The organism is Nodosilinea sp. AN01ver1, assembly GCF_050565655.1.
GTDB lineage: Bacteria > Cyanobacteriota > Cyanobacteriia > Phormidesmidales > Phormidesmidaceae > Nodosilinea.
Genome location: NZ_JBNXVS010000031.1, coordinates 56,567 through 75,526, shown reverse-complemented (window position 1 = coordinate 75,526; position 18,960 = coordinate 56,567). Strand labels below are relative to the sequence as shown.

17 protein-coding genes are annotated in these 18,960 nt (G+C 60.9%); 4 read left to right on the top strand and 13 right to left on the bottom strand.

Annotated elements, in window-relative coordinates; translation table 11 throughout:
• The 5 genes from ACQ4N7_RS20600 to ACQ4N7_RS20580 form a co-directional block, all read right to left on the bottom strand.
• On the bottom strand, window positions 1–1,077 hold a 1,077-nt coding region (locus ACQ4N7_RS20600; RefSeq protein ID WP_430713369.1), incomplete at its 3' end, for a glycosyltransferase family 9 protein.
• 201 nt (window positions 1,078–1,278) lie between these two features.
• A complete protein-coding gene (locus ACQ4N7_RS20595) occupies window positions 1,279–1,560 on the bottom strand; it encodes a hypothetical protein (RefSeq protein ID WP_430713368.1) in 282 nt (93 codons plus the stop codon).
• Between the two features lie 356 nt (window positions 1,561–1,916).
• The gene (locus tag ACQ4N7_RS20590) at window positions 1,917–2,780 is read right to left on the bottom strand and encodes a M48 family metallopeptidase (RefSeq protein WP_430713367.1); all 864 of its coding nucleotides are present in this window, start codon (window positions 2,778–2,780) and stop codon (window positions 1,917–1,919) included.
• A 143-nt stretch (window positions 2,781–2,923) separates the two neighbouring features.
• Window positions 2,924–3,772 carry a glycosyltransferase family 2 protein gene (locus ACQ4N7_RS20585; protein WP_430713366.1) on the bottom strand — a complete coding sequence of 283 codons (849 nt, stop codon included), beginning with the start codon at window positions 3,770–3,772 and terminating at the stop codon, window positions 2,924–2,926.
• Window positions 3,773–3,870: 98 nt separating this feature from the next.
• Window positions 3,871–4,749 (bottom strand): SDR family NAD(P)-dependent oxidoreductase, encoded by an 879-nt coding sequence (locus ACQ4N7_RS20580; RefSeq protein WP_430713365.1) that lies wholly within the window; start codon window positions 4,747–4,749, stop codon window positions 3,871–3,873.
• Between the two features lie 437 nt (window positions 4,750–5,186).
• Between ACQ4N7_RS20580 and ACQ4N7_RS20575 the strand changes: the two genes are divergently transcribed.
• Together ACQ4N7_RS20575 and ACQ4N7_RS20570 are read left to right on the top strand one after the other, a co-directional pair.
• Window positions 5,187–5,561, top strand: coding sequence for a sensory rhodopsin transducer (locus ACQ4N7_RS20575; protein ID WP_430713364.1), 375 nt, complete (start codon window positions 5,187–5,189; stop codon window positions 5,559–5,561).
• Between the two features lie 222 nt (window positions 5,562–5,783).
• A complete protein-coding gene (locus ACQ4N7_RS20570) occupies window positions 5,784–6,749 on the top strand; it encodes a TIGR03885 family FMN-dependent LLM class oxidoreductase (RefSeq protein WP_430713363.1) in 966 nt (321 codons plus the stop codon).
• Between the two features lie 143 nt (window positions 6,750–6,892).
• On the opposite strand, the gene ACQ4N7_RS20565 is transcribed toward ACQ4N7_RS20570, so the two are convergent.
• The 8 genes from ACQ4N7_RS20565 to ACQ4N7_RS20530 form a co-directional block, all read right to left on the bottom strand.
• The gene (locus ACQ4N7_RS20565) at window positions 6,893–8,089 is read right to left on the bottom strand and encodes a glycosyltransferase family 9 protein (protein ID WP_430713362.1); all 1,197 of its coding nucleotides are present in this window, start codon (window positions 8,087–8,089) and stop codon (window positions 6,893–6,895) included.
• On the bottom strand, window positions 8,089–9,588 hold the full coding sequence (rfaE2, locus tag ACQ4N7_RS20560; RefSeq protein ID WP_430713361.1) for a D-glycero-beta-D-manno-heptose 1-phosphate adenylyltransferase: 1,500 nt from the start codon (window positions 9,586–9,588) through the stop codon (window positions 8,089–8,091). Before rfaE2 ends, ACQ4N7_RS20565 begins: the two co-directional genes overlap by 1 nt.
• Window positions 9,576–10,148: a D-glycero-alpha-D-manno-heptose-1,7-bisphosphate 7-phosphatase gene (locus tag ACQ4N7_RS20555; protein WP_430713360.1), complete on the bottom strand. Its 573-nt coding sequence runs from the start codon at window positions 10,146–10,148 to the stop codon at window positions 9,576–9,578. The genes rfaE2 and ACQ4N7_RS20555 overlap by 13 nt, the downstream gene beginning before the upstream one ends.
• Before the next feature lie 287 nt (window positions 10,149–10,435).
• The gene (locus ACQ4N7_RS20550) at window positions 10,436–11,200 is read right to left on the bottom strand and encodes an SDR family oxidoreductase (protein WP_430713359.1); all 765 of its coding nucleotides are present in this window, start codon (window positions 11,198–11,200) and stop codon (window positions 10,436–10,438) included.
• A gap of 95 nt (window positions 11,201–11,295) precedes the next feature.
• A complete protein-coding gene (locus tag ACQ4N7_RS20545) occupies window positions 11,296–13,254 on the bottom strand; it encodes a glycosyltransferase (RefSeq protein WP_430713358.1) in 1,959 nt (652 codons plus the stop codon).
• Window positions 13,255–13,427: 173 nt separating this feature from the next.
• Window positions 13,428–14,438: a glycosyltransferase gene (locus tag ACQ4N7_RS20540; RefSeq protein ID WP_430713357.1), complete on the bottom strand. Its 1,011-nt coding sequence runs from the start codon at window positions 14,436–14,438 to the stop codon at window positions 13,428–13,430.
• 131 nt (window positions 14,439–14,569) lie between these two features.
• A complete protein-coding gene (locus tag ACQ4N7_RS20535; protein ID WP_430713356.1) occupies window positions 14,570–14,974 on the bottom strand; it encodes a hypothetical protein in 405 nt (134 codons plus the stop codon).
• Window positions 14,964–16,049: a glycosyltransferase family 9 protein gene (locus ACQ4N7_RS20530; protein WP_430713355.1), complete on the bottom strand. Its 1,086-nt coding sequence runs from the start codon at window positions 16,047–16,049 to the stop codon at window positions 14,964–14,966. The genes ACQ4N7_RS20535 and ACQ4N7_RS20530 overlap by 11 nt, the downstream gene beginning before the upstream one ends.
• A 544-nt stretch (window positions 16,050–16,593) precedes the next feature.
• Between ACQ4N7_RS20530 and ACQ4N7_RS20525 the strand changes: the two genes are divergently transcribed.
• Together ACQ4N7_RS20525 and ACQ4N7_RS20520 are read left to right on the top strand one after the other, a co-directional pair.
• Window positions 16,594–17,562 carry a PucR family transcriptional regulator gene (locus ACQ4N7_RS20525; protein ID WP_430713354.1) on the top strand — a complete coding sequence of 323 codons (969 nt, stop codon included), beginning with the start codon at window positions 16,594–16,596 and terminating at the stop codon, window positions 17,560–17,562.
• An 88-nt stretch (window positions 17,563–17,650) separates the two neighbouring features.
• Window positions 17,651–18,715, top strand: coding sequence for a hypothetical protein (locus tag ACQ4N7_RS20520; RefSeq protein WP_430713353.1), 1,065 nt, complete (start codon window positions 17,651–17,653; stop codon window positions 18,713–18,715).
• The last annotated feature ends 245 nt before the right edge of the window (window positions 18,716–18,960 follow it).

Sequence of the window (18,960 nt, the reverse complement as noted above, 5' to 3'; positions counted from 1 at the left end):
GGATGAGGGGGTGAGGGGGTAGTTTTGAACTTTGAATTTTGAATTTTGAATTTTGCCCACCTCCCCACTCTCCATCTTCTTCACCTTCCCCATCTCCTCCACCATCTCCCCAACGGCATCGGCCACCACCTCAGGACTCAGCAAATTGACGCAGGTATCCCAGGCAAAAGGGCAGATGCCGCTGTACCAGCAGGGTTGCTCGGTGAAGTTGGCGATGTTGCGCTCGGGGCAGGGGGGGTAGCCCTGGAGGTTGCGATGGGGGTGGGGCTGACCGTAGCGACCAGCCCAGGAGGGGCCAAACAGGGTAATGGTGGGGGTGCCGACGGCGGCAGCGATGCGGGCGGGGCCGGTGTCGCCTGCAACCACGCAGTCGAGCTGGGCGAAGAGGGCGGCTAGCTCGCGCAGAGAGCCACGGGGCCAGAGGGTGGCGGTTTCAAGCGGGTCAGCGATCGCCTCGGCCTGCTCTAGGGAAGCGCCGACGGGGACCACCAGGTGGGCGGCGTGGCGCTGCTGAAGGAGCTGGCCCAGGGCTACAAAGCGATCGCGAGACCACTGTTTGATCGCCATTCCGGCATCGGGGTAGAGACCAATGCGGGGATGGGGTATCGATTTGAGCCGGGTCTGCACAGAGAATTGCTCGGCTGCGCTCAGGTGCAGGCGGGGGTGGCGGTGGGCCTGGGCGGCTTCGGGGGTGACGAGCGATTCGGCCTGAAGAATGTGCAGCATGCGATCGCTCACCAGCTGATCGCCAGGCGGGCTGCGCCACAGGTTTGTCACCGTGCGCCCGGCGCTGGCTTGCTCGACCCAATCGGCAATGCCGTCGTAGGTGGTGTCGGTGACGACGAGGTCGAAGGAATGCTGTAATGCTTGCTCTACCGCTTGTCGGGCCTGCCCTGGGGCTACCGGCCAGACCCGCTGCACAAGGGGATGATGAATCAGCAGCTGGTCGCCTGGTGTAAACGTGAGCACGGTCATGTGCGCTGGAGCGTGGGAGGCGGCCAGGGCTTGAATTGCCGGTAGGGCAATCAGAACATCACCCAGACCGCCGAGGAGTTCGATAAAGAGAATGTTGGTCACGAGAGGAAAAGAAGTTTGAGTCGAGAGCCAATTTGAACATCAAAGCCCGTAAGCGTCCCTGGCACTACGTTGGCTGAGCGGAGTCGTTCGTGAAACGTCTCCCGAAGGGAGAAAGCCAAAGCCCATCTAATATGTCCCCTAGCCCCTCTGGGGCGGCAAAGCCTACGACTCCGCTCAGGGGACAGTTACCAAAGACCAGGCTTATCGGCTCACCAACTTGCAAAAGCGGCTTTCTTCTCCGCTTTTTAGTTCTTCCTGATAGAGCAGCGCGAGGTTACTTTCTTCAAATTTGTCAAAAAAATTGTCCCACTCAATGCGCTCTAGGGAATCTTTGCCGCTGTAGCCGGGGAAATCAATGCGCAGCAGACCGGGTTCATCACCTTCTTTGGTGCTCTTGACTGTGGCAGGAAAGCCACCTCGCGATTCAACCCATTTCTTGATGGTGCCATGGTCGGTTGTGGTCTTGCTGTCTGATTTCGCCATCGATGACTAACTCCTGCTTGAAATCGCCAAGGATTAGTTAATAGAGAGGCAGTAGAGTTTTTCTGTGTTTGCAAAATAAACGGAAAAATTACTGCAAAAGAAAGTTTTGAGTTTCAGGCTACTCTCATTCTTGTCGACCTGTAATTTTAGGCAAATTGCAGACCGATATACAAGAATTTTGACAGCGGCATGAAACTCAAAACCACGCTCTCGAACTTCTCTATATCAACGTACCGGCGAGGCTGTAGGGCAGCCTCTTTCTGAGGGTAGGGGTTAAGAGAACATAACAGCGTTTCTCGATTAGTGATGTTCGCTTTAGCGAGTTTTTTTGATTTAATCAGTTAGTTAAGGAGCAGTTAGTTAAGGGGGGCAATGGCTTCTTCGTAGACGTTGGTATTGGTACCCTGTCGGGTAGCGCTGGCGTTGGTGCTGTACTGCGATCGCAATTCGCGAATGCGGTTGGCGCTAGTGGGATGAGTGCGCAGTAATTCTGGCTGCCCCGAAGAGTCCATGAGCTGTTCTAAGAAGTTGACAAAAGCCTGGGGTGAATAACCCGCCGCCTGCAGAATTTGCAGACCACTGGCATCGGCGGCGTATTCATAATCGCGCGATCGCGGCAGTTCGAAGGCGAGCTGGTAGCCTACCTGGGCCAGGGTATTCATATCCACTCCGGCGGTTTCGGCGATGCCCTGAGCCAGCACAGCCCGCCGCAGGGCCTGAATGCTGTGGCGTTCGTTGATGTGGGCAATTTCGTGAGCTAATACCGAGGCCAGCTGGGCTTCGTTGTCGGCTTCTTGCAGCAGCCCTGTGGTGACGTAAACAAAGCCGCCCGGTGTGGCAAAGGCGTTGACTTCGTTACTGCTCACAACCTGAAAGGTAAAGGGAATATCGCGGCTGTCGCTGGCGGCGACAAGTCGCTGCCCTAAGCGATCGACGTACTGCTGCACTTGGCGATTGTTGTAAAGCTGGTACTGCTGACTCAGCACCATTTGGTTGATTTGGCGGCCCAGTTCGACCTCTTCCTGGTCAGAGATAGTGCTGACTTGAATGTAGCGAAAGACGTTTTCGAACAGCTCTCCCAAGCCGAGCCTGATCTGCGCCGCCCCTTGGACAGCCTGGGGTTGAACGGCAACCGTTGCGGCGGTAGCGGTACTCGGCAGGCTCAACATCAGCGCTCCGGCCAATCCACCCATGAGTCTGTTCTTAACTGGCCAAACCATAGGTCTGTTCTCTCCTCTGCAATTCTTTTGTCAGCAATGTATGCCTGCTCTTTATGGTGGGGAAAATGCCGGGCATCGGGCTCTTACTGCTGAGGGAAAAGGCCAAATCTAGAGGAGTGATTTGTGACAAAATGAACGGCTGGCTAGACGGGCAGTAGGTTGGGGGCGTTGTGGGTGCGATCGCCAATCGTGGTCGGCAGCTCCTGGTGGTAGGCTCCCGAGGGCAGCACGCCGCAGCCGCCGTAGTGCTTCATCACTCGCTGCTGCACCAGCACGTCTTCGCCGCAGCTCGCAGGCGGCAGGTCTTGCCAAAAGCTAAACCCACCCACCGCTTGCAGCTTGGCGCGATCGAACAGCACACAACCCGCCACCCAGGCAACGTGGTAAGTACAGGGACTCTCTGGGGTGAAGCCAAATTTTTCCTGCAGGTGTAGCGGGTTGGCCGCGTTATGGAGCCGCCAGCGCTCCCACTCGGGGGTTCCTTTTTCGACGGTTTCGGGCTGTACGCGCCCCTGCCAGGGGGTAAACGGCTGCTGCTCGTCGGGGCGCACATCGTCGCTGTAGCTCAGCCCGGTCAAGGGATTGCCGACAAAGCCGCACCCCTCGCGCTGAAGCGTCTCTAGCAGCAGCTCCAGCACCCAGGGCTCTAGCAGCACATCGTCATCGAGAAACAGCAGGTAGGGGGCGCTGGCCTGCTCCAGCAAAAACTGGCGGTGCTCAGCGATGCCGCGCCGGGGCAGGTGCTTGAGCAGGCGCGGTGCGTTGCCGTGGGTTTCTAGCACCCGCAGCACCGTTTGAATCGTGCCTAGGGAATTAAGCTCAAGGTCGTCGGTCTGGTCAGAGACGGTGACGCGAAAATCTTGGCAGGTTTGAGCGCACAGGCTGGTCAGGGTGGCCACCAAGGCGTCGGGGCGGTTGTAGGTGGGGATGAGGATGTCGATCGCGGGCATGGGAGTGGGTGCGTGGGGGCGTAGGTGGGTGCGTGGGTGCATGAGGGCGTGGGGTGGTGGATGTAGGGTGCATTGCGGCCCCAGTAGTGAGGTCGAAGCGAGCACGGCGATCTTAAAGCCGCGAATGCACCCTACAGGTTCTACTTCAGCGTCTTGGTGGTTTTGTTGGACAAACCTTCGCGGCTGTGGCGCAGGTCACTGAGCTGGCCGACGGGCTCGCGCTTGAGTTCGTCGGGTACCTGGCTGCCGACGGAGCCTTTAGCAACGGTGACGCCGCCATCGGCTAGCCACAGCGCCCCGGTGACGTAGCTAGCTTCATCGGAGGCGATAAAGGCGTAGACGTTGGCCATCTCTTCGGCGGTACCGCGACGGGCCATGGGGGTGGCCTGAATCAGCATTTTCTCCATTTGCTCGTCCATGGGGCCGGTTTCTTTGTGGGTCCAGGCGGTGTCGATCGCGCCGGGGCAGACGCAGTTGGCGCGCACGCCGTGCTTGGCCTGCTCAACCGCCACGCCCTTCATAAAGGAGTGCATCCAGCCCTTGGTGCCGCCGTAGGTGGTGTTTTGGGCCAGGCCGTTGAACCCGGCCTCAGACCCGGCGGAGACAATGTTGCCCCGGCTCTGCTGCAGGTAGGGCAGGGCGTACTTGGTCATCAAAAAGGCGGAGCGAATATTCATTTGAACGGTGCGATCGAACAGCTCGACCGGGTAGTCCTGGGTTTCGGCGGTGACCAAAAATACCCCGGCATTGTTGATCAAAATGTCGATTTGGCCAAAGGTGTCGATCGCCGCCTGTACGCAGGCCTGAGCCTCTTCGGCCTGAGAAATATCGCCCTTGTAGACGGCGACCTCGCTGCCGTGCTGACGAATGGCCTGGGCCACGTCATCGATGGGGTCATCGGGCAGCCCGTTGATGACAACCCTGGCCCCTTCGGCGGCAAACTTGTGGGCGATCGCTTCGCCGATGCCGGTGGCAGCGCCGGTAATGATGGCGACTTTGTGTTCTAAACGACCTGTCATAGGGTTAATCCTCGTATGTTTTTGGGCACTTCTTTAGAGTTCTGGGTAGCTGCCCCAGTGCCCTCTGTTACAGGTGAGAGTTTAGGAAGCATTTGGGGGGCATTTTTCTTTCTTGGGAGAATGATTGAACAAGTATTTGCTGCATTGAACGCTACCTTCTCACCCTTTCCTTCGACTCCGCTTCCTTCAACTCCGCTCCCCTTCGACTTCGCTCAGGGACCGCTCGACCCTCCCACCCATCCACCCGCCCACCCTCCTACCCATCTACCCATCCACCCATCCACCCGCCTACCCACCCATCCCCCCTCCCAAGACAGAGTCCGCCCCGCTCTAACTGGGCCTCCTGGCAGACGCACTGAGCGGGCAGACCCAGTATGCTCCTGGGGAACTGAGGCTGGCATCAGCAGTGTCGCTTCAATACCTGAGGAAAGGTTGTGATGGAACACCCAATTGGCAAAACCTGCTGGGCGATCGCGGAGGGCTACATTCCCCCCGACGACACCGACCGACCGCCGGAGTTTGTCAGCCACGAAACGGCCTGTCTATTGAATACGTCGGACCAGGACGCCCAGGTAGAGATTGTGCTGTACTTCAGCGATCGCGACCCCGTTGGCCCTTACCAGATTGCCGTCCCGGCTCGCCGCACCCGGCATGTAAAGTTCAACGACCTGCAAGACCCCGAACCCGTGCCGCGCGGCACCGACTACGCCAGCGTGATCACCGCTGACGTGCCCATTGTGGTGCAGCACACCCGGCTCGATTCTCGCCGGACCGACATTGCTCTGCTCAGCACGATAGCCTACGCGGGGTGAAGGGTGGATGGGTGGATGGGTAGGCGGGTAGATGGGTAGGTGGGTAGGCGGGTGGATGGGTATTGGTTTTGAAAGCTATTCCCCTATTTCCTTATCCAACTCTCCACTCGTCCCCTACCTCCACTCCCCGCTCCTACCCTCCCACACTCCCACTCATCCACCCTCACACGCTCCCACTCATCCACCCTCCCACTCATCCACTTCTAAATCCCCCCTACTACCATGGTTCACCTCGGCTACCACATTTCCCACGAACAGTTCAAGCCGAGCCAGCTGCTCGAATGGGTGCAGCGGGCCGAACAGGCGGGCTTTACCCACGCTCTATCGTCAGACCACTTTTTCCCCTGGGGTGAAGATCAGGGCGAGAGCGGGTTTGCCTGGTCGTGGCTGGGGGCGGCGATGCAGGCGACCAACCTGAATTTTCGCATTGTGAATGCGCCGGGGCAGCGTTACCACCCGGCCATCATTGCCCAGGCGGCGGCGACGCTGATGGAGATGTTCCCTCACCGCTTTTGGCTGACCGTGGGCAGCGGGCAGGCGCTGAATGAGCACATTACCGGCACTCACTGGCCGTGCAAGGGCGATCGCAACCGCCGCCTGAAGGAATGCGTCGATATCATGCGCGCCCTCTGGGCCGGAGAAACCGTCAACCATCAGGGCTTGGTTACCGTAGAAGGGGCTAAGCTCTACACCCGGCCCGACTACCAGCCCAAAATTATTGGGGCCGCGATTACGCCCGCCACCGCCGAGTGGGTGGGGAGCTGGGCCGATGGGCTAATTACCACCTCGCGCCCGCCCAAAAAGCTGAAGCCCGTAGTCGAGGCCTTTCGACGCGGCGGCGGCGAGGGCAAGCCGATGATTCTCAAAGTGCAGCTCTCCTACGATCGCACCCAGGAGGCCGCCCGCGCAGGAGCCCACCAGCAGTGGCGCAACAACATCTTCAAAAGCGTGCTGCTGAGCGATATTCGCACCGTCGAGCAGTTTGACGCTGCCGGTGCCTTTGTCACCCCCGAAGAAATTGAGCAGCACGTGCGCGTTTCGGCTGACCCGCAGCAGCACCTTGACTGGCTCAAGGCCGATATCGAGCTGGGCTTTGACGAGCTGATTTTGCACAATGTCAACACCGCCCAGGCTCAGTTTATCGACACGTTTGGCGAAACGGTGATTCCGGCGTTGACCAAGAAATAAGACCCCGTCCGAATCCCATAACCCTCGATTCATAAGCAGAAACCTCGTAGGGGCGGAGCATGCTACGCCCCTACAAATTGGAGGTATTTGTGCAGGATTTGGGATAAGACCAAATCCTGGTGGCGTGCCTCCGGTGGCGAATTTTAATGCGTGGTTTGCAGCGGCACATGGCTTGCCCAAGGGGCATCCAGCTTAAACTGCTCCATAAACAGCAGTTCTCGTACCGCCGCTACCACCGCCTGGGGCTCAACCTGGCGCAGGCAGGCGTGGTGCCCTTCGGGGCAAACGCTTTTGTAGCAGAGGCGGCAGGGCACATCGTGAAACAACACCTGGTGGGGCACCTGCCAGGGGGTGTGTTGCAGGTTGGTGAGGGCGTAGAGATCGACCACGGGGGTGCCGACGGCGGCGGCAATATGCACCGGGCCGGTGTTGTTGGAGAGCAGCAGCGGGGCGGCGGCCAGCAGGGCCGACAGGTCAGCCAGATCGAGTAGCCCCACCAGGGAATAGGAGGGCGCATCCATCTGGTCGCGAATGCCCTCGACCAGGTCGCGCTCGGGCGGGGTGCCGGTAAAGAGCACGGTGAGGCCGGATTCAACCAGCGATCGCGCCGCCTGGGCAAATAGCTCGGGTGGGTAGCGGCGGGAGGGGGCCGAGGCCCCAGGATGAATTACGATCCAAGGCTGGTCTGAACTCCCGCCCCCAATCGGTAGGGGCACAGTATGCTGTGCCCCTACGGGGTCTTTAACGGACGTCGGGGTTTTCGTCGGCTGCGGTACTAGACCCAGTTCGGCCAACAGCGTCACAATCCTCTGTTGAGCAGAAGCTGGCACGGTTAGCCGCAAGCGCTGATCGGAGGTGTGGTAGCCGACGCTGGCCACCAGATCGAGCTGGCGCTGCACCTCGTGGCGGCTGAGTTCAGGTTCGGGTTCGGGGATGTGGTCGGTGAGCAGCTGGTAGGGGTTTTCGCGGCAGTGGGCCAGCCGCAGAGGAATGTCGGCCAGGTAGGCCATCAGGGCGGTGGGTAGCGGGTTCTGGCTGTAGACGGTGAAGATAACGACAGCATCAAAGCGCCGCGATCGCAGCTCCTCCAGCATTTGGTGCTCGGGCTGGCTGTTCTGGCGGGGCGCGGTGGCCTTGAGCCAGGGGGCATCGTAGACCCAGACGTCGTCGACCATGGGCAATTGGGGGGCGATCGCCGCCCCCGCCGCCGAGGTCATCAGGGTGAGGTGGCAACCGGGGCGACTGGCCTTGATCGCCACCATCGCCGGGGTGGTCATCAGCACATCCCCCAGGCTGTCGAGGCGCACGCAGAGAATGCGCTGGGCGGTGCTCCAATCCATTACGAGCCTCCGGCGGTACGAATTTGCTCAATCAGGCCGGTGGTGGAGCGATCGCCCACGTAGGGCACAATCACCACCTCGCCGCCCAGCTCCTCGATCAGCGGCGTTTCGGGCAGCGACTGGCGGGTGTAGTCGCCGCCCTTGGCGTAGACATCGGGGCAAATCAGGCGAATCAGCTCGCGGGGGGCCAGGTCGGCGAAAGGCACCACGTAGTCGACGCAGCCCAGGGCGGCCAGCACCGTAAGGCGATCGGCCAGGGCATTCACCGGGCGGGTTGGCCCCTTGAGCTGGCGAATGCTGTCGTCGGTATTGACCCCGACAATTAGCACGTCGCCCAGGGCTTTGGCCTGCTCCAGGCAGGTAATGTGGCCCGAGTGCAAGATGTCGAAGCAGCCGTTGGTAAACACAATTCGCTGACCCCGATGCCGCTGCTGCGCCACGATCGACACCAGCTCCGTCTGATCCATAATCCGCTTGTTGCCCGACCTCAGCGCTTGCCGCAGGGCCAGGGGGTGGCAGCGGGTGGTGCCGGGTTCTGTGACTACGACCCCCGTTGCCGTGGCCGCCAGCGAGGCCGCACCGTGGGGGTCGGCCTCGGCGGCCAGGGCCAGGGCCAGGGTAGCGACGTAGGTGTCGCCTGCCCCGGTGGCATGGGTGTTGGGGGCGGGGGTGGCCAGGGTGCGGGTGGGTTCGCCCACGGTGCCCTCACCGTCTTCTAGAAAAATCAAAACGCCGTCGCGATCGAGGGTGATGGCGGCCATCCAGGCTCCGGTTTCGCTCAGCACCCGCTGGCCGTGGCGAGTCATTTGCTCCACCCTGGCTGCCCCCGACAGGCGCGGCAGCCCCAGCAGGGCAATGGCTTCGTCGTAGTTGGGCTTTACCGCTGTCACATCCAGCCGCTTGTAGATCTCCAGGCGCTTAGAGTCGGCCACCAGAATGCGGGGGTGCAGCGACTGGAGCCGCTGGAGCGTCAGCGTAACGCGAGAGGTCATCACGCCGTAGGCATAGTCTGAAATAATCACCGCATCACAGAGGGGAAAGTAGCGCTCCAGGTGCTCGATCAGCTGGTCTTCGTCGGCGGTCGAGAGGTCGGCGGTGCTGCCCTGGTCGAAGCGCAGCAGCAGCTGGTTTTCGGCCAACAGGCGCTGTTTGACCAGGGTGGCGCGATCGCGCGATCGCACCACCCCCGCCAGGTTCACCCCGCCCGCCGCCAGCGCCGCTTCGAGCTGCTGCCCAGCCCCGTCTTCGCCAATCACCGTCAGCAGGTAGGCCTCGGCCCCCAGGGTGGCCACATTGGCAGCGGTGTTGGCCGCACCGCCCGGCACGTGGCTGGTGTCGCCCACATCGACAATGGGCACCGGGGCCTCGCGGCACAGGCGCGTACTCGACCCCTGTAGGTAGCTGTCGAGCATGGCGTCGCCAATCACCAGCACCCGCAGGTGGGGAAAGCCAGCGGTCAAATCCAGTAACCGTTTGGTTTGGGCATCTAGGTTGTGCATGGGGTTGCCAAGGAATGTTGCTGCAAAATAACGTCGGCGGCCTGGTCAAAGGTGGCTACGGTCTGGTGGGGCCGCCGTCCCGGCGTCAGTACCCACTCGGTTTCGTTGCCGTTGTCGAGCAAAACGGTGCGACACCCGGCCCGCCGCCCCGCCTCGATGTCGTTGAGAATGTCGCCCACCAGCCAGGAGCGATCTAGGTTCAGGTTGAGATCTGTCGCTGCCCGCCGCAGCATCCCCGGCTCAGGCTTGCGGCAGCGACAGCGAAAGGTGTAACGCGCCACCGTGCCCTCGTGGTGGTGGGGGCAGTAGTAAAACCCAGCCAGGGGCACGCCCAGCAGCTGGCGGAGGCGCTGCTCTACAGGCGCGATCGCGCTTTCGGCAAAGTACTCCCGCGCCACCCCCGACTGATTCGTCACCACCACTAGAGCAAACCCGGCCTCGTGCAGCCGCCGCACCCCCGTCGCCACCCCGCTGCCGAGGCGCATGTGAGCGGGATCGACGTTGTAGGGGACGTCTTCGATTAGGGTGCCGTCTTTGTCGAGGAAAATGGCAGGGAGCATGGGATGGGATATGAGGGAGATCTGAGTTGGTAGCTAAAGATGATGGGGGCTAAGAAGAGGTTTCATGGTGCGCTGGACGAAGATTGTGGTGAGAAAGCCGAGGTTGTCGCTGGGGCCAGCGAAATGGCCCCAGCCCCCCGTCGACCAGGGACGTTCCGCCGCCCTGGACCCGACGGAAAGGATTGGCTGAACATCGGTTTAAACCTCTGTTTTGCGAACTAGCCTGTGTGCAGTTATAGGGCGGGCATTGCCCACCATGCTGAAAGAACTAGCAAGCTCAAAACGTCCTATGGCCAGGAAGTTTCCTTCATCGGCAGCACCATCATTTCTGAGATCACCGTGCCCTGGGGCTGGGTCAGCAGGTAGCGGATGGTTTCGGCGACGTTGGCGGGGTCTTGCAGGGTGGTTTGGTCGATGTCGGGGAAGCGATCGAGCAGAAAGGGGGTGCGCATGCCGCCCGCAATTAAAGAGGTGACTTTGATGTTGTGGGGGCGGCCTTCCACATGGAGGGCCTGGGAGAAGCCGAGCAGGCCCCACTTGCTGGCGTGGTAGGCGGAGGCGTTGGCCCAGGCGCGTTTGGCGGCGGTGGAGACAATGTTGATGATGTGGCCGCCGCCGTTTTGGCGCATTTCAGGGAAGACGGCCTTTGACATAAAGAAGGGGCCGCTGAGGTTGACGCCGATCACCTGCTGCCACTGGTCGGTGGTGAGGTCTTCGATCGATTCGGTGATGTCGATGCCGGCGTTGTTGATCAGCACGTCAATGCGACCGTAGCGATCGCGCACCTGATCCAGCAGGGCCATGGCGCTGGCGGGGCTGGTGACATCGAGGTCGAGGGCGATCGCCTGACCGCTCTGGCCGGTGGCGGATTCAATCTCCTGGGCCAGTTCGCTGGCGAGTTCGTGGCGCAGGTCGGCAACGACAACTTTTAGCCCGGCTTCGGCCAGGCAGCGACAGGTGGCGGCACCCAGGCCGCGCGCGCCGCCGGTGACGATGGCCACTTTGTTGGCGAGGGCGGGGATTTGGGTGGAGGGTTTAGAAAGGGTTTGCATGGGGTTTCCTTTGTGGTGAATTGATTGGGTAAATTCAAAATTCAAAAGGCAAAGTTCAAAAAGCAGGGTTTGACTTTTGAACTTTGAACTTTGCATTAAGAACTTTGGCTGGCGGGCAGCGAGGCGGCGCTGCTGGCGACCTTCCTGGGGTGCAGCGGGGTGGCTTCCTCCTGCGATCGCGGCAGGGCGGGCGGGTCGGAGCGCTCCAGGTCGGCCTCCACCCACTCGCAGATCAGGTGCAGGGCCAGCAGCTGCACTTCCTGAATGCGTTGGGGGTCGGGGCTGGGCACGCAGATGGCCTGATCGACCAGGGGCAGCAGGTCGCCGCCGCTGCCGCCCAGCAGGCCAACGGTGCGCACGTTGCAGGCTTTAGCCGCCGCCACCGCCTGCACCAGGTTGGGCGATCTGCCGCTGGTGCTGATCACCAGCAGCAGGTCGTCGGGCTGGGCAAAGGTGTAGACCTGGCGAGCGAAAATATCGCTGTAGCCGACATCGTTGGCCCAGGCGGTGAGCAGGGCGACATCGGCGGTCAGGGCCATCACCGGCAGCCCGGTGCGGTGGTGGGAGCAAAACCGACCCACCAGTTCGGCGGCAAAGTGCTGCGATTCGGCGGCGCTGCCCCCGTTGCCGCAGACCAGCACCTTACCGCCCCGGTTAAAGCAATCGCTAATCTGCCGCGACACCGCCAAAATGTCGGCGCTGACCAGGCGACGGGCCTGCCGCATCGCCAAAATGGAGGCATCGAACCGGGCCTCGATCTGGGCCAGGTCGTTGATGGTGGTTTCGGCGGTGGCGCTGAGGCCGGTGCTGAGCACCGACTCGTAGATGCCCGCCAGGGCGCTAGCCACCTTGGCCCAGGTAAACCGCCGCGCCACGTGGCGCTGGGCCTGCCGCCCAAACAGGTTGAGCACAGAGGGGTTCTGGTACAGGAAGGCAATGCGATCGCACACCTCCCGCGCATTCTTAGGCGCAACCAAATAGCCCGTTTCGCCGTCGCGCACCGTGAACTTGATGCCGCCCACATTCGAGCCAATTACGGGGGTGCCGCAGGCCATTGCCTCCAGCGGGGTAATGCCGAAGGGCTCGTACCAGGGGGTGGTCACAAACACATCGGCGGCGCTGTAGAAATACTTCAGCACCTCGCGCCCCCGCTGGCCCACAAAAGAGACCCGATCGCCAATGCCCAGATCGGCAGCGATCGCCTGCAAGCGCCCAATCTCGGGCGTCACCTGTGGGTCGGGCACCGCTGATTCGCCGCCGACTACCACCAGCCGGGTCGACAGCCGCTGCCGGTTCAGCAGCGCGATCGCCTCCAGCACCGTATCCACCCCCTTGCGCGGCACCATGCGGCCCAGTTGCAGCACCACCCGCTCGGCGGCGGGCAGCCCCAGGGTAGCCCTAGCCTGCCGTTTTGGAATCGGCCAAAACTCACTCAAGTCGACCCCGCAGGGCACGATGTGAATCTTGCGGGCATCGGCCCCGTAGAGCTGAATCAGGTCGTCGCGATCCTGCGGGCATTCGGCGATAAGGCCGTCAGCCTGCTGCACCACCTGCTCCTCAATCGCAAAGCGATCGTCCGGGAAGCCGTCGGCCTCGCCCTGGTGCCGCCGCCGCACCTTGCCCAGGGCGTGAAACGTGACCACAAAGGGAATGCCAGTGTACTGCTTGATCTGGCTTGCCACCTGGGCCGACATCCAAAAATTGGCGTGAACCAGGTGGTAGCCGCCATCCTGCTGCTCGCGCCGGATCTGTTCGCGCCGGATAAAGGCCACCATAAAGCGAGTGAACGCTTTCATGTGGGGCAACAGCTGTTCCTTGGGCACAGGGGCAGCGGGTCCAGCGGGCACATGGATAATGCGCACGCCGTTGTGCCACAGCACCGCCTCCGGCAGGTCGGGGGCATCGCGCCGGGTAAATACGTCAACGCTGTAGCCCAGGGCGGCAAGCTGCTTAGCCGTTTGGCCCACGTAGACATTTTGGCCACCGCTGTCGGTACCGCCAAAGCTGCCCAGGGGCGAGGCGTGTTCGCTAATGATGGCGATTCGTTTGGTCATGGCTGAGGATGAGGGGGTGAGGGGTGGATGGGTGGGTGAGTAAGTGGGTCGGTCGTTTCCTGAGCGGAGTCGTTTGTCCTGTGGATAGGCTTCGCCAACGCACTAGCGTCTCCTGTAAGGAAAAAGGAAGCGGAGTCGAAGGAGAGGGGGATGGGGGAATGAGGCTTAGATTGCTAACGACCTCGGCCTCGGGGGGGTGAAGTCGCTAGCGCGGGCGGGCGGTGATTTTGGCCCTGCCTGAGCTGAATGGCATCGGCGAAGGCGGCGTTCCAGTCCTGCACAAAGCGGTAGAGGTTAAACCGGGTCTGGCCGACGGCCTGGGCACCCTGGCTGAGGTGACGGGCCAGGTCGGGGTGGTCAATTAGCTGCTGCATCTGCTTAACGAGCGCCGCCAGGTCGGTGTGGATGAAGCCAGACACGTCGTTTTCGACCACGGTGGGCAGTTCGGTGGTGGCGAGGCCGACGATGGGCAGGCCCAGGTACAGGGCTTCGCAGACGGCTAGCCCCAGGCTGGTGTAGCGCACGGGGTGAAAGAAAAAGCGGTAGCGGGCCATCAGGGCGGGTAGCTCCTGGTGGGGCACATTGCCCAGGCCGCCCAGACTCTCGGAGTCCATGCCGACCAGATCGAGGGGAATGTGCTGCCGCACCTGCTCAAACAGGTCGGCTCCCAAGCGGCGACCGCGCGATCGCAGCCCATTGACCACCACAATGCCCTTGGGAATTTCGCCTGTGTACTGCACGCTTTCGGGCACCGTCACCCCGTGCTCAATCACTCGCGTTGGGGTGCGGCCACAGTCCCACATCAGTCGGTTAAAGGCGGTAACATGCACCATTAGCAGCTGGGGATCGTCGACGCTGTGACGGGTGTCGGTGGGGTGCTCGCGGGGCGGGTCGTGCTCCAGAAACAGCTGCGGCAGCTGCCGCTGGGCGGGGCTGAGAATCTCGTGCCGATCGCGCTCGTAGTTGCGGCGCGACTGATACAAAATGCAGTCAAACTCCTGTTCGCGCACATCTTCTGCCGCAATGTCGTGAACGTTGTGGCCCCAGTCAAACCCCGGCAGTCGCCCGCCGTAGCCCTCGGGGCGGCCCGGTTTAATCGGCAGATAAAAGTCGTGGGGGCACTGGGTCAGGTAGTAGAGGTAGCTGCCGTGAACGTGCCATGTGAGGATGCGGAGACGTTGCATGGGAGGGTAAGGGGTAGAGGGGTAGGCGGGTGGATGGGTAGGCGGGTCGGTTCCTGAGCGGAGTCGAAGGAAAGGGGTTAGAGCTAAGTAAATGGAATATGTGGCAATGGATTTCACATCCACCCATCCACTCATCCACTCCCCCACTCCCTCAGCAGATCGAGCAGGTGCCCGCAATCGCCGTCGTCCGGCGGGGGCGAGCAGTGGCTGAGCACCTGGCCGCCAAACTCGCAGGACCGGCCAATGCGAATGGGAATGCCCGCCAGGTAGCACAGGTAGCCGAGGGTGTAGGGCGACTGACCGGGGGCGGTCAAAATCACGGCGGCGTCGAACTGCTGCTGGCGCAGCCAGGCGATCGCCCGCCGCCAGTCGACCGGAGCGCTGGTGTCAGAGAGCAGCAGCCAGGCGGCCTGGGCGGGGTCTACCACAGTCAGGTCGGCCTGGGAGCAGAGGTGCTGTAAATCAGCCTGGGCTGAATTGGGAAACTGGGTGAAGACGAGAATTCGTTGCAGATCGGCGCTGGTTTTAACGGCCATAGCAGGCCTCCATCAGCGACTCAGGCCGCGACTCAGGCCGCGGCTCGGGGCCGTGGGGAGAGCTGAGCAGGTTGTGGGCTTGAACTAGGACCCTGGTCGAGGTGGCCGAGCCGGCTTGGCGACTGTCGACGCGGCGGTGGCGGGTTTGGTTTTGGGGTGCCCAGCGCTGCATGTCTGAGTCGCTAAACACGACCACGCTGGGAGTTTTGAGCGCGGCCCCCAGGTGAGAGATGCCGGTGTCGTTGCAGATCAGCAGGGCGGCGTGGCGCAGCAAAACCGACAGTGCCCCCAGGCAGGTCCGGCCCGCCAGGTTGACGGGCAGAGGCGTGCCGGGCTGATTGATCGCCGCCGAAACCTGATCGGTGAGGCTGCGTTCGGCGGCGGTGCCGGTGAGCACAATGCGGTGCCCCAGGCTGGCCAGCTGCCGGGCGACTTCGATAAATCCGGCCTTCGACCAGCGGCGCGACTCAATGCTGGCCCCCGGATGCAGGCAGACGTACTGGCCGGGCACCAGGGAATGTGCCTCTAGCAGCCGCAGGCCCGCCTGATACTCCACCTCGGTGAGCGGAAATTCAAGGGCGCGACTGGTTTCGGGCAGGCCCAAAAACAGCATCAGATCGAGCAGGTGATCGACCTCTGACCCCTGCTGGGGATAGGGCAAAAAGTAGCGCAGATCGGGGCAGTACTGCCCTGGCAGGTAAAACCCGGCCTGGTGTTGGCCGCCGAGCAGGGTGAGAAATGGATTGATGTAGAGGCCATTGCCGTGCATTTGCAGGGTGAGGTCGTAGGCCTGGCTCTGCAAATACTGACAACACTCAATGGTGGCCTGTGGCCCCTGCCAGCCCTCAGGAATGCCCGGAAAGCCGGGAAAGGGCAGCCACTCATCGATTAAATGAGCAAACCGCTGGCCAAACCACTCGGTGCCCGGCAGCCCCAGCCAGGTAATTTTGGCCTGGGGATAGGCCTGCCGCAGCGATCGCAGGGCTGGCACCGCGCACAGCAAATCTCCCAGCCCTGGCAGAGAGCGCACCACTAAAATTCGCGCGATCGCGGGTATCGGGAGGCGATAAGCCATAGCCGAAGGCCCTAATTAACAACTACAGAAGTCATACTAAGCAGATTTCTAATTAACTTCATTGGACATTTGACAAGACATTCTGCTGTTTTATTGATGCCGTTTGTGCGTTTTGTACAATCGAGTTTTTAGATCTTTTTAAGATTTGGAAATTCTCTTTTTTGAATACTTCTTTTGGCTGCAGCAAACTATTTCTTTCGATAGGTGCCAGGAACAATCGCAGCTACGAAGCTAGTTCCTTGAAGCAGCATTCGATTGCTAAAATTGCTTAACATTTGGCAAGATTAATCTAGTCCAGTCTTTATCTATAACCTGCTTTACCGTGTCCCAATCCTTTGATCAGATCGCTGAAGTAGTGGCTAAACAGATGTCTTCGTTGCTACAAACCGCTGTTATGGTCAGCGATGCAGACGAGACTATAATAGCCAGTCAAACGGTTGATCAAGATTTTTCTTCAGCAAAAGAACTGGCAAAAAATGGGCAAAACGGCAGCGGCAATGGCCAGTACCTAAAATTCCCGTTTCATGTTTACGACCGGGTGGGAATGGTTTGTATTGAACAGTGGGTCGATGGAGAAAAATTATCGCCGAAGCTGACACAGGCCTACATCGACCTCATGATTCGTCAGATTACCTACTCCACCCCTTCCAGTCAGCAGATTTTTAAGAACCAGGTCATTTCAAATCTTTTGCAGGGCCACATTAAAGACGAAACCCTGGCGCTACAGCAGGCGGCTCTGCTGGGCATCGATTTTTCACCGCCTCGGGCGGTGATTTTGATCGATGCTACGGAGGCGATTTTGACGGCTAGCTATAGCGCAGAAGCCCCCAGCTATGAACAGCAGCGCCGCTCTCAGGCCATCATTGCCAGTACGGTGACCTTTTTTAATTTGCCCGACGATACCATTTGCGCCGATTTGGGCGGGGGGCAGTTTGCCGTACTCAAGGCCAGTGACACCAAAAACCTGCACCCCTGGGCCAACCACAGCGGCACTGCCGCCGATGCGATCGGCTCCTCCTGGACTAACCTGGAGGCCCTCAAGCGAGCGGCTAATGCCCTGCTAGAACAGCTGCGCGAAGCCACGGGCACGGCGGTGTGTATTGGCATTGGCCGCTACCACCCCGGCATTTTGGGGGTGTCGCGCTCGTACCAGGATGCGCGGGTGGCGCTGCGTCTGGGGCGACAGTTTAACGGTCAAAATCGGGTCTACTGCCTGGATGATCTGGGTATGGCCGCCTTTGCCTGTGTGGCCGATGAGCGCACGAAGGTTGACCTGGCGCTGCATTTGCTTAGCCCCCTCGACAATGAGCCGGACCTAGTTAGCACGCTAAAGGTCTTTTTTGGGGCCGATTGCGCGCTTTCGTCTACGGCCAAACAGCTCTGCATTCATCGCAATACGCTGACCTACCGTCTGGAAAAAATTGCCTCGCTGACGGGCCTCGACCCCCGCCGCTTTGACGAGGCGGTACAGATTCGGCTGGCGCTGCTACTGCAAGAATTTCAGGCCTGTTGACGATAGGCACTTTGACAGTTGAACGGTTGAGTTTAAGCTGGTCGTGGCATGATTTAAGGCGGCTATTCAACCGGAAGGGTTAATATCGATGGCTTTGCCCTTTGACGCCGCCCCCAGCGAGGAGCGAATTGCGCGATTTTGGCAGCTCTCGGCCAGTTTTGGCATGGAGCGCAATGCGTACCACAACTATCTCAACGAGCTGGTCAGCGATCGCTACGCCCTGATTAAAGGTCTGCAGCTGCTGCGCGACGAGCTGCAGTTTGCCGGGGCCAGCCCCACCGATATTGGAGCCTGCGGGGCCGACATGAGCCTGCCCAGCGCGGTGACTACCCTGGCCTACACCAACTGCGGCGATCGCATTCACCAGGGCGAGGCGACCAAGCGCTACCGCGATGTGGTGGCCTCCCGGTTTGCCACTCTATCCGAAATTGGCGAACTGAAGCTGGAGGCGTTTTTCCCCGCCGGGGGCGGCACCGACAACGGCGCGACTCTGGCCCATGTCACCGTGGCCCACGAGCTAGACGAAAAGCTCAAGCGCCGCGTCTACGAAGGCAACCCGCAGTCGATTTCGCTGGTGGCGATCGACCTCAAAACCCACGTGGGCCGCATTCAGGAAGACGGCAAGCAGATCTACGGCAAAACCCGCGAGTCACCCTGGCGCGAACCTCGGGCCGCCTGTGGCGCGATTGTGGGGGCGCTGAGCCACTTTCAGCCCGAGAATCTGATTCACCGCCGCATTCGCAGCGACCTGGGCGAGCGCAACTTTCAATTTTTGTCGAGCCAGCGCATTTTGACCGATGAGGGGGTCGATATCACCATGGCGGTGGCCGCTGCGATCGTGGCGATTCGCGGCATTCGCAATACGGCCATGGCCCTGGCTCAGGAAATGGACGAGCGCGGCCTGGGCCACCTGACCGCTAGCACCACGGTGAACCGCCCCTCGCGGGACGACCTGGTGATTTACCTGGCCCGCGCCACGGTGTTTAACGGCATGGTGCGCATTCAAAGCCTGGGCACCGAGGCCAAACGCTACAGCGGCAAGCTAGTAGGCTATGCCGGGGAAAAGCGCCTGCAGCTGCGCTACGACGACTGGGATAGTGAAGACGTACCAGTCGAGGAGATTCCTTACAAGGTGCGGCTATCGGGGCTGTAGGTTTGGAGTGGGTGCGTGGGTGCGTGGATGGTCCCTGAGCGGAGTCGTTCGCGTTAGCGTCTCCCGTAGGGAGAAAGGGAGGGGGCGATGGTCCCTGAGCGGAGTTGTTGGTCCTGGGGACGGGCTTCGCCAACGCGCTAGCGTCTCCCGTGGGGAGAAAGGAGGTAGGTGGGTAGGGCTTGGCAATCTAGGTTTGAGTCTATGTCAAGTCTAAATGAGTCTAGCCGTGATTCTTTGTAGACTGA

Bases quoted from the DNA above. Each gene is read 5' to 3' on its own strand.
- ACQ4N7_RS20595 (WP_430713368.1), bottom strand. From the start codon at position 1,560: ATGGCGAAATCAGACAGCAAGACCACAACCGACCATGGCACCATCAAG.
- ACQ4N7_RS20590 (WP_430713367.1), bottom strand. From the start codon at position 2,780: ATGGTTTGGCCAGTTAAGAACAGACTCATGGGTGGATTGGCCGGAGCG.
- ACQ4N7_RS20585 (WP_430713366.1), bottom strand. From the start codon at position 3,772: ATGCACCCACGCACCCACCTACGCCCCCACGCACCCACTCCCATGCCC.
- ACQ4N7_RS20580 (WP_430713365.1), bottom strand. From the start codon at position 4,749: ATGACAGGTCGTTTAGAACACAAAGTCGCCATCATTACCGGCGCTGCC.
- ACQ4N7_RS20575 (WP_430713364.1), top strand. From the start codon at position 5,187: ATGGAACACCCAATTGGCAAAACCTGCTGGGCGATCGCGGAGGGCTAC.
- ACQ4N7_RS20570 (WP_430713363.1), top strand. From the start codon at position 5,784: ATGGTTCACCTCGGCTACCACATTTCCCACGAACAGTTCAAGCCGAGC.
- ACQ4N7_RS20565 (WP_430713362.1), bottom strand. From the start codon at position 8,089: ATGGATTGGAGCACCGCCCAGCGCATTCTCTGCGTGCGCCTCGACAGC.
- rfaE2 (WP_430713361.1), bottom strand. From the start codon at position 9,588: ATGCACAACCTAGATGCCCAAACCAAACGGTTACTGGATTTGACCGCT.
- ACQ4N7_RS20555 (WP_430713360.1), bottom strand. From the start codon at position 10,148: ATGCTCCCTGCCATTTTCCTCGACAAAGACGGCACCCTAATCGAAGAC.
- ACQ4N7_RS20550 (WP_430713359.1), bottom strand. From the start codon at position 11,200: ATGCAAACCCTTTCTAAACCCTCCACCCAAATCCCCGCCCTCGCCAAC.
- ACQ4N7_RS20545 (WP_430713358.1), bottom strand. From the start codon at position 13,254: ATGACCAAACGAATCGCCATCATTAGCGAACACGCCTCGCCCCTGGGC.
- ACQ4N7_RS20540 (WP_430713357.1), bottom strand. From the start codon at position 14,438: ATGCAACGTCTCCGCATCCTCACATGGCACGTTCACGGCAGCTACCTC.
- ACQ4N7_RS20535 (WP_430713356.1), bottom strand. From the start codon at position 14,974: ATGGCCGTTAAAACCAGCGCCGATCTGCAACGAATTCTCGTCTTCACC.
- ACQ4N7_RS20530 (WP_430713355.1), bottom strand. From the start codon at position 16,049: ATGGCTTATCGCCTCCCGATACCCGCGATCGCGCGAATTTTAGTGGTG.
- ACQ4N7_RS20525 (WP_430713354.1), top strand. From the start codon at position 16,594: ATGGTTTGTATTGAACAGTGGGTCGATGGAGAAAAATTATCGCCGAAG.
- ACQ4N7_RS20520 (WP_430713353.1), top strand. From the start codon at position 17,651: ATGGCTTTGCCCTTTGACGCCGCCCCCAGCGAGGAGCGAATTGCGCGA.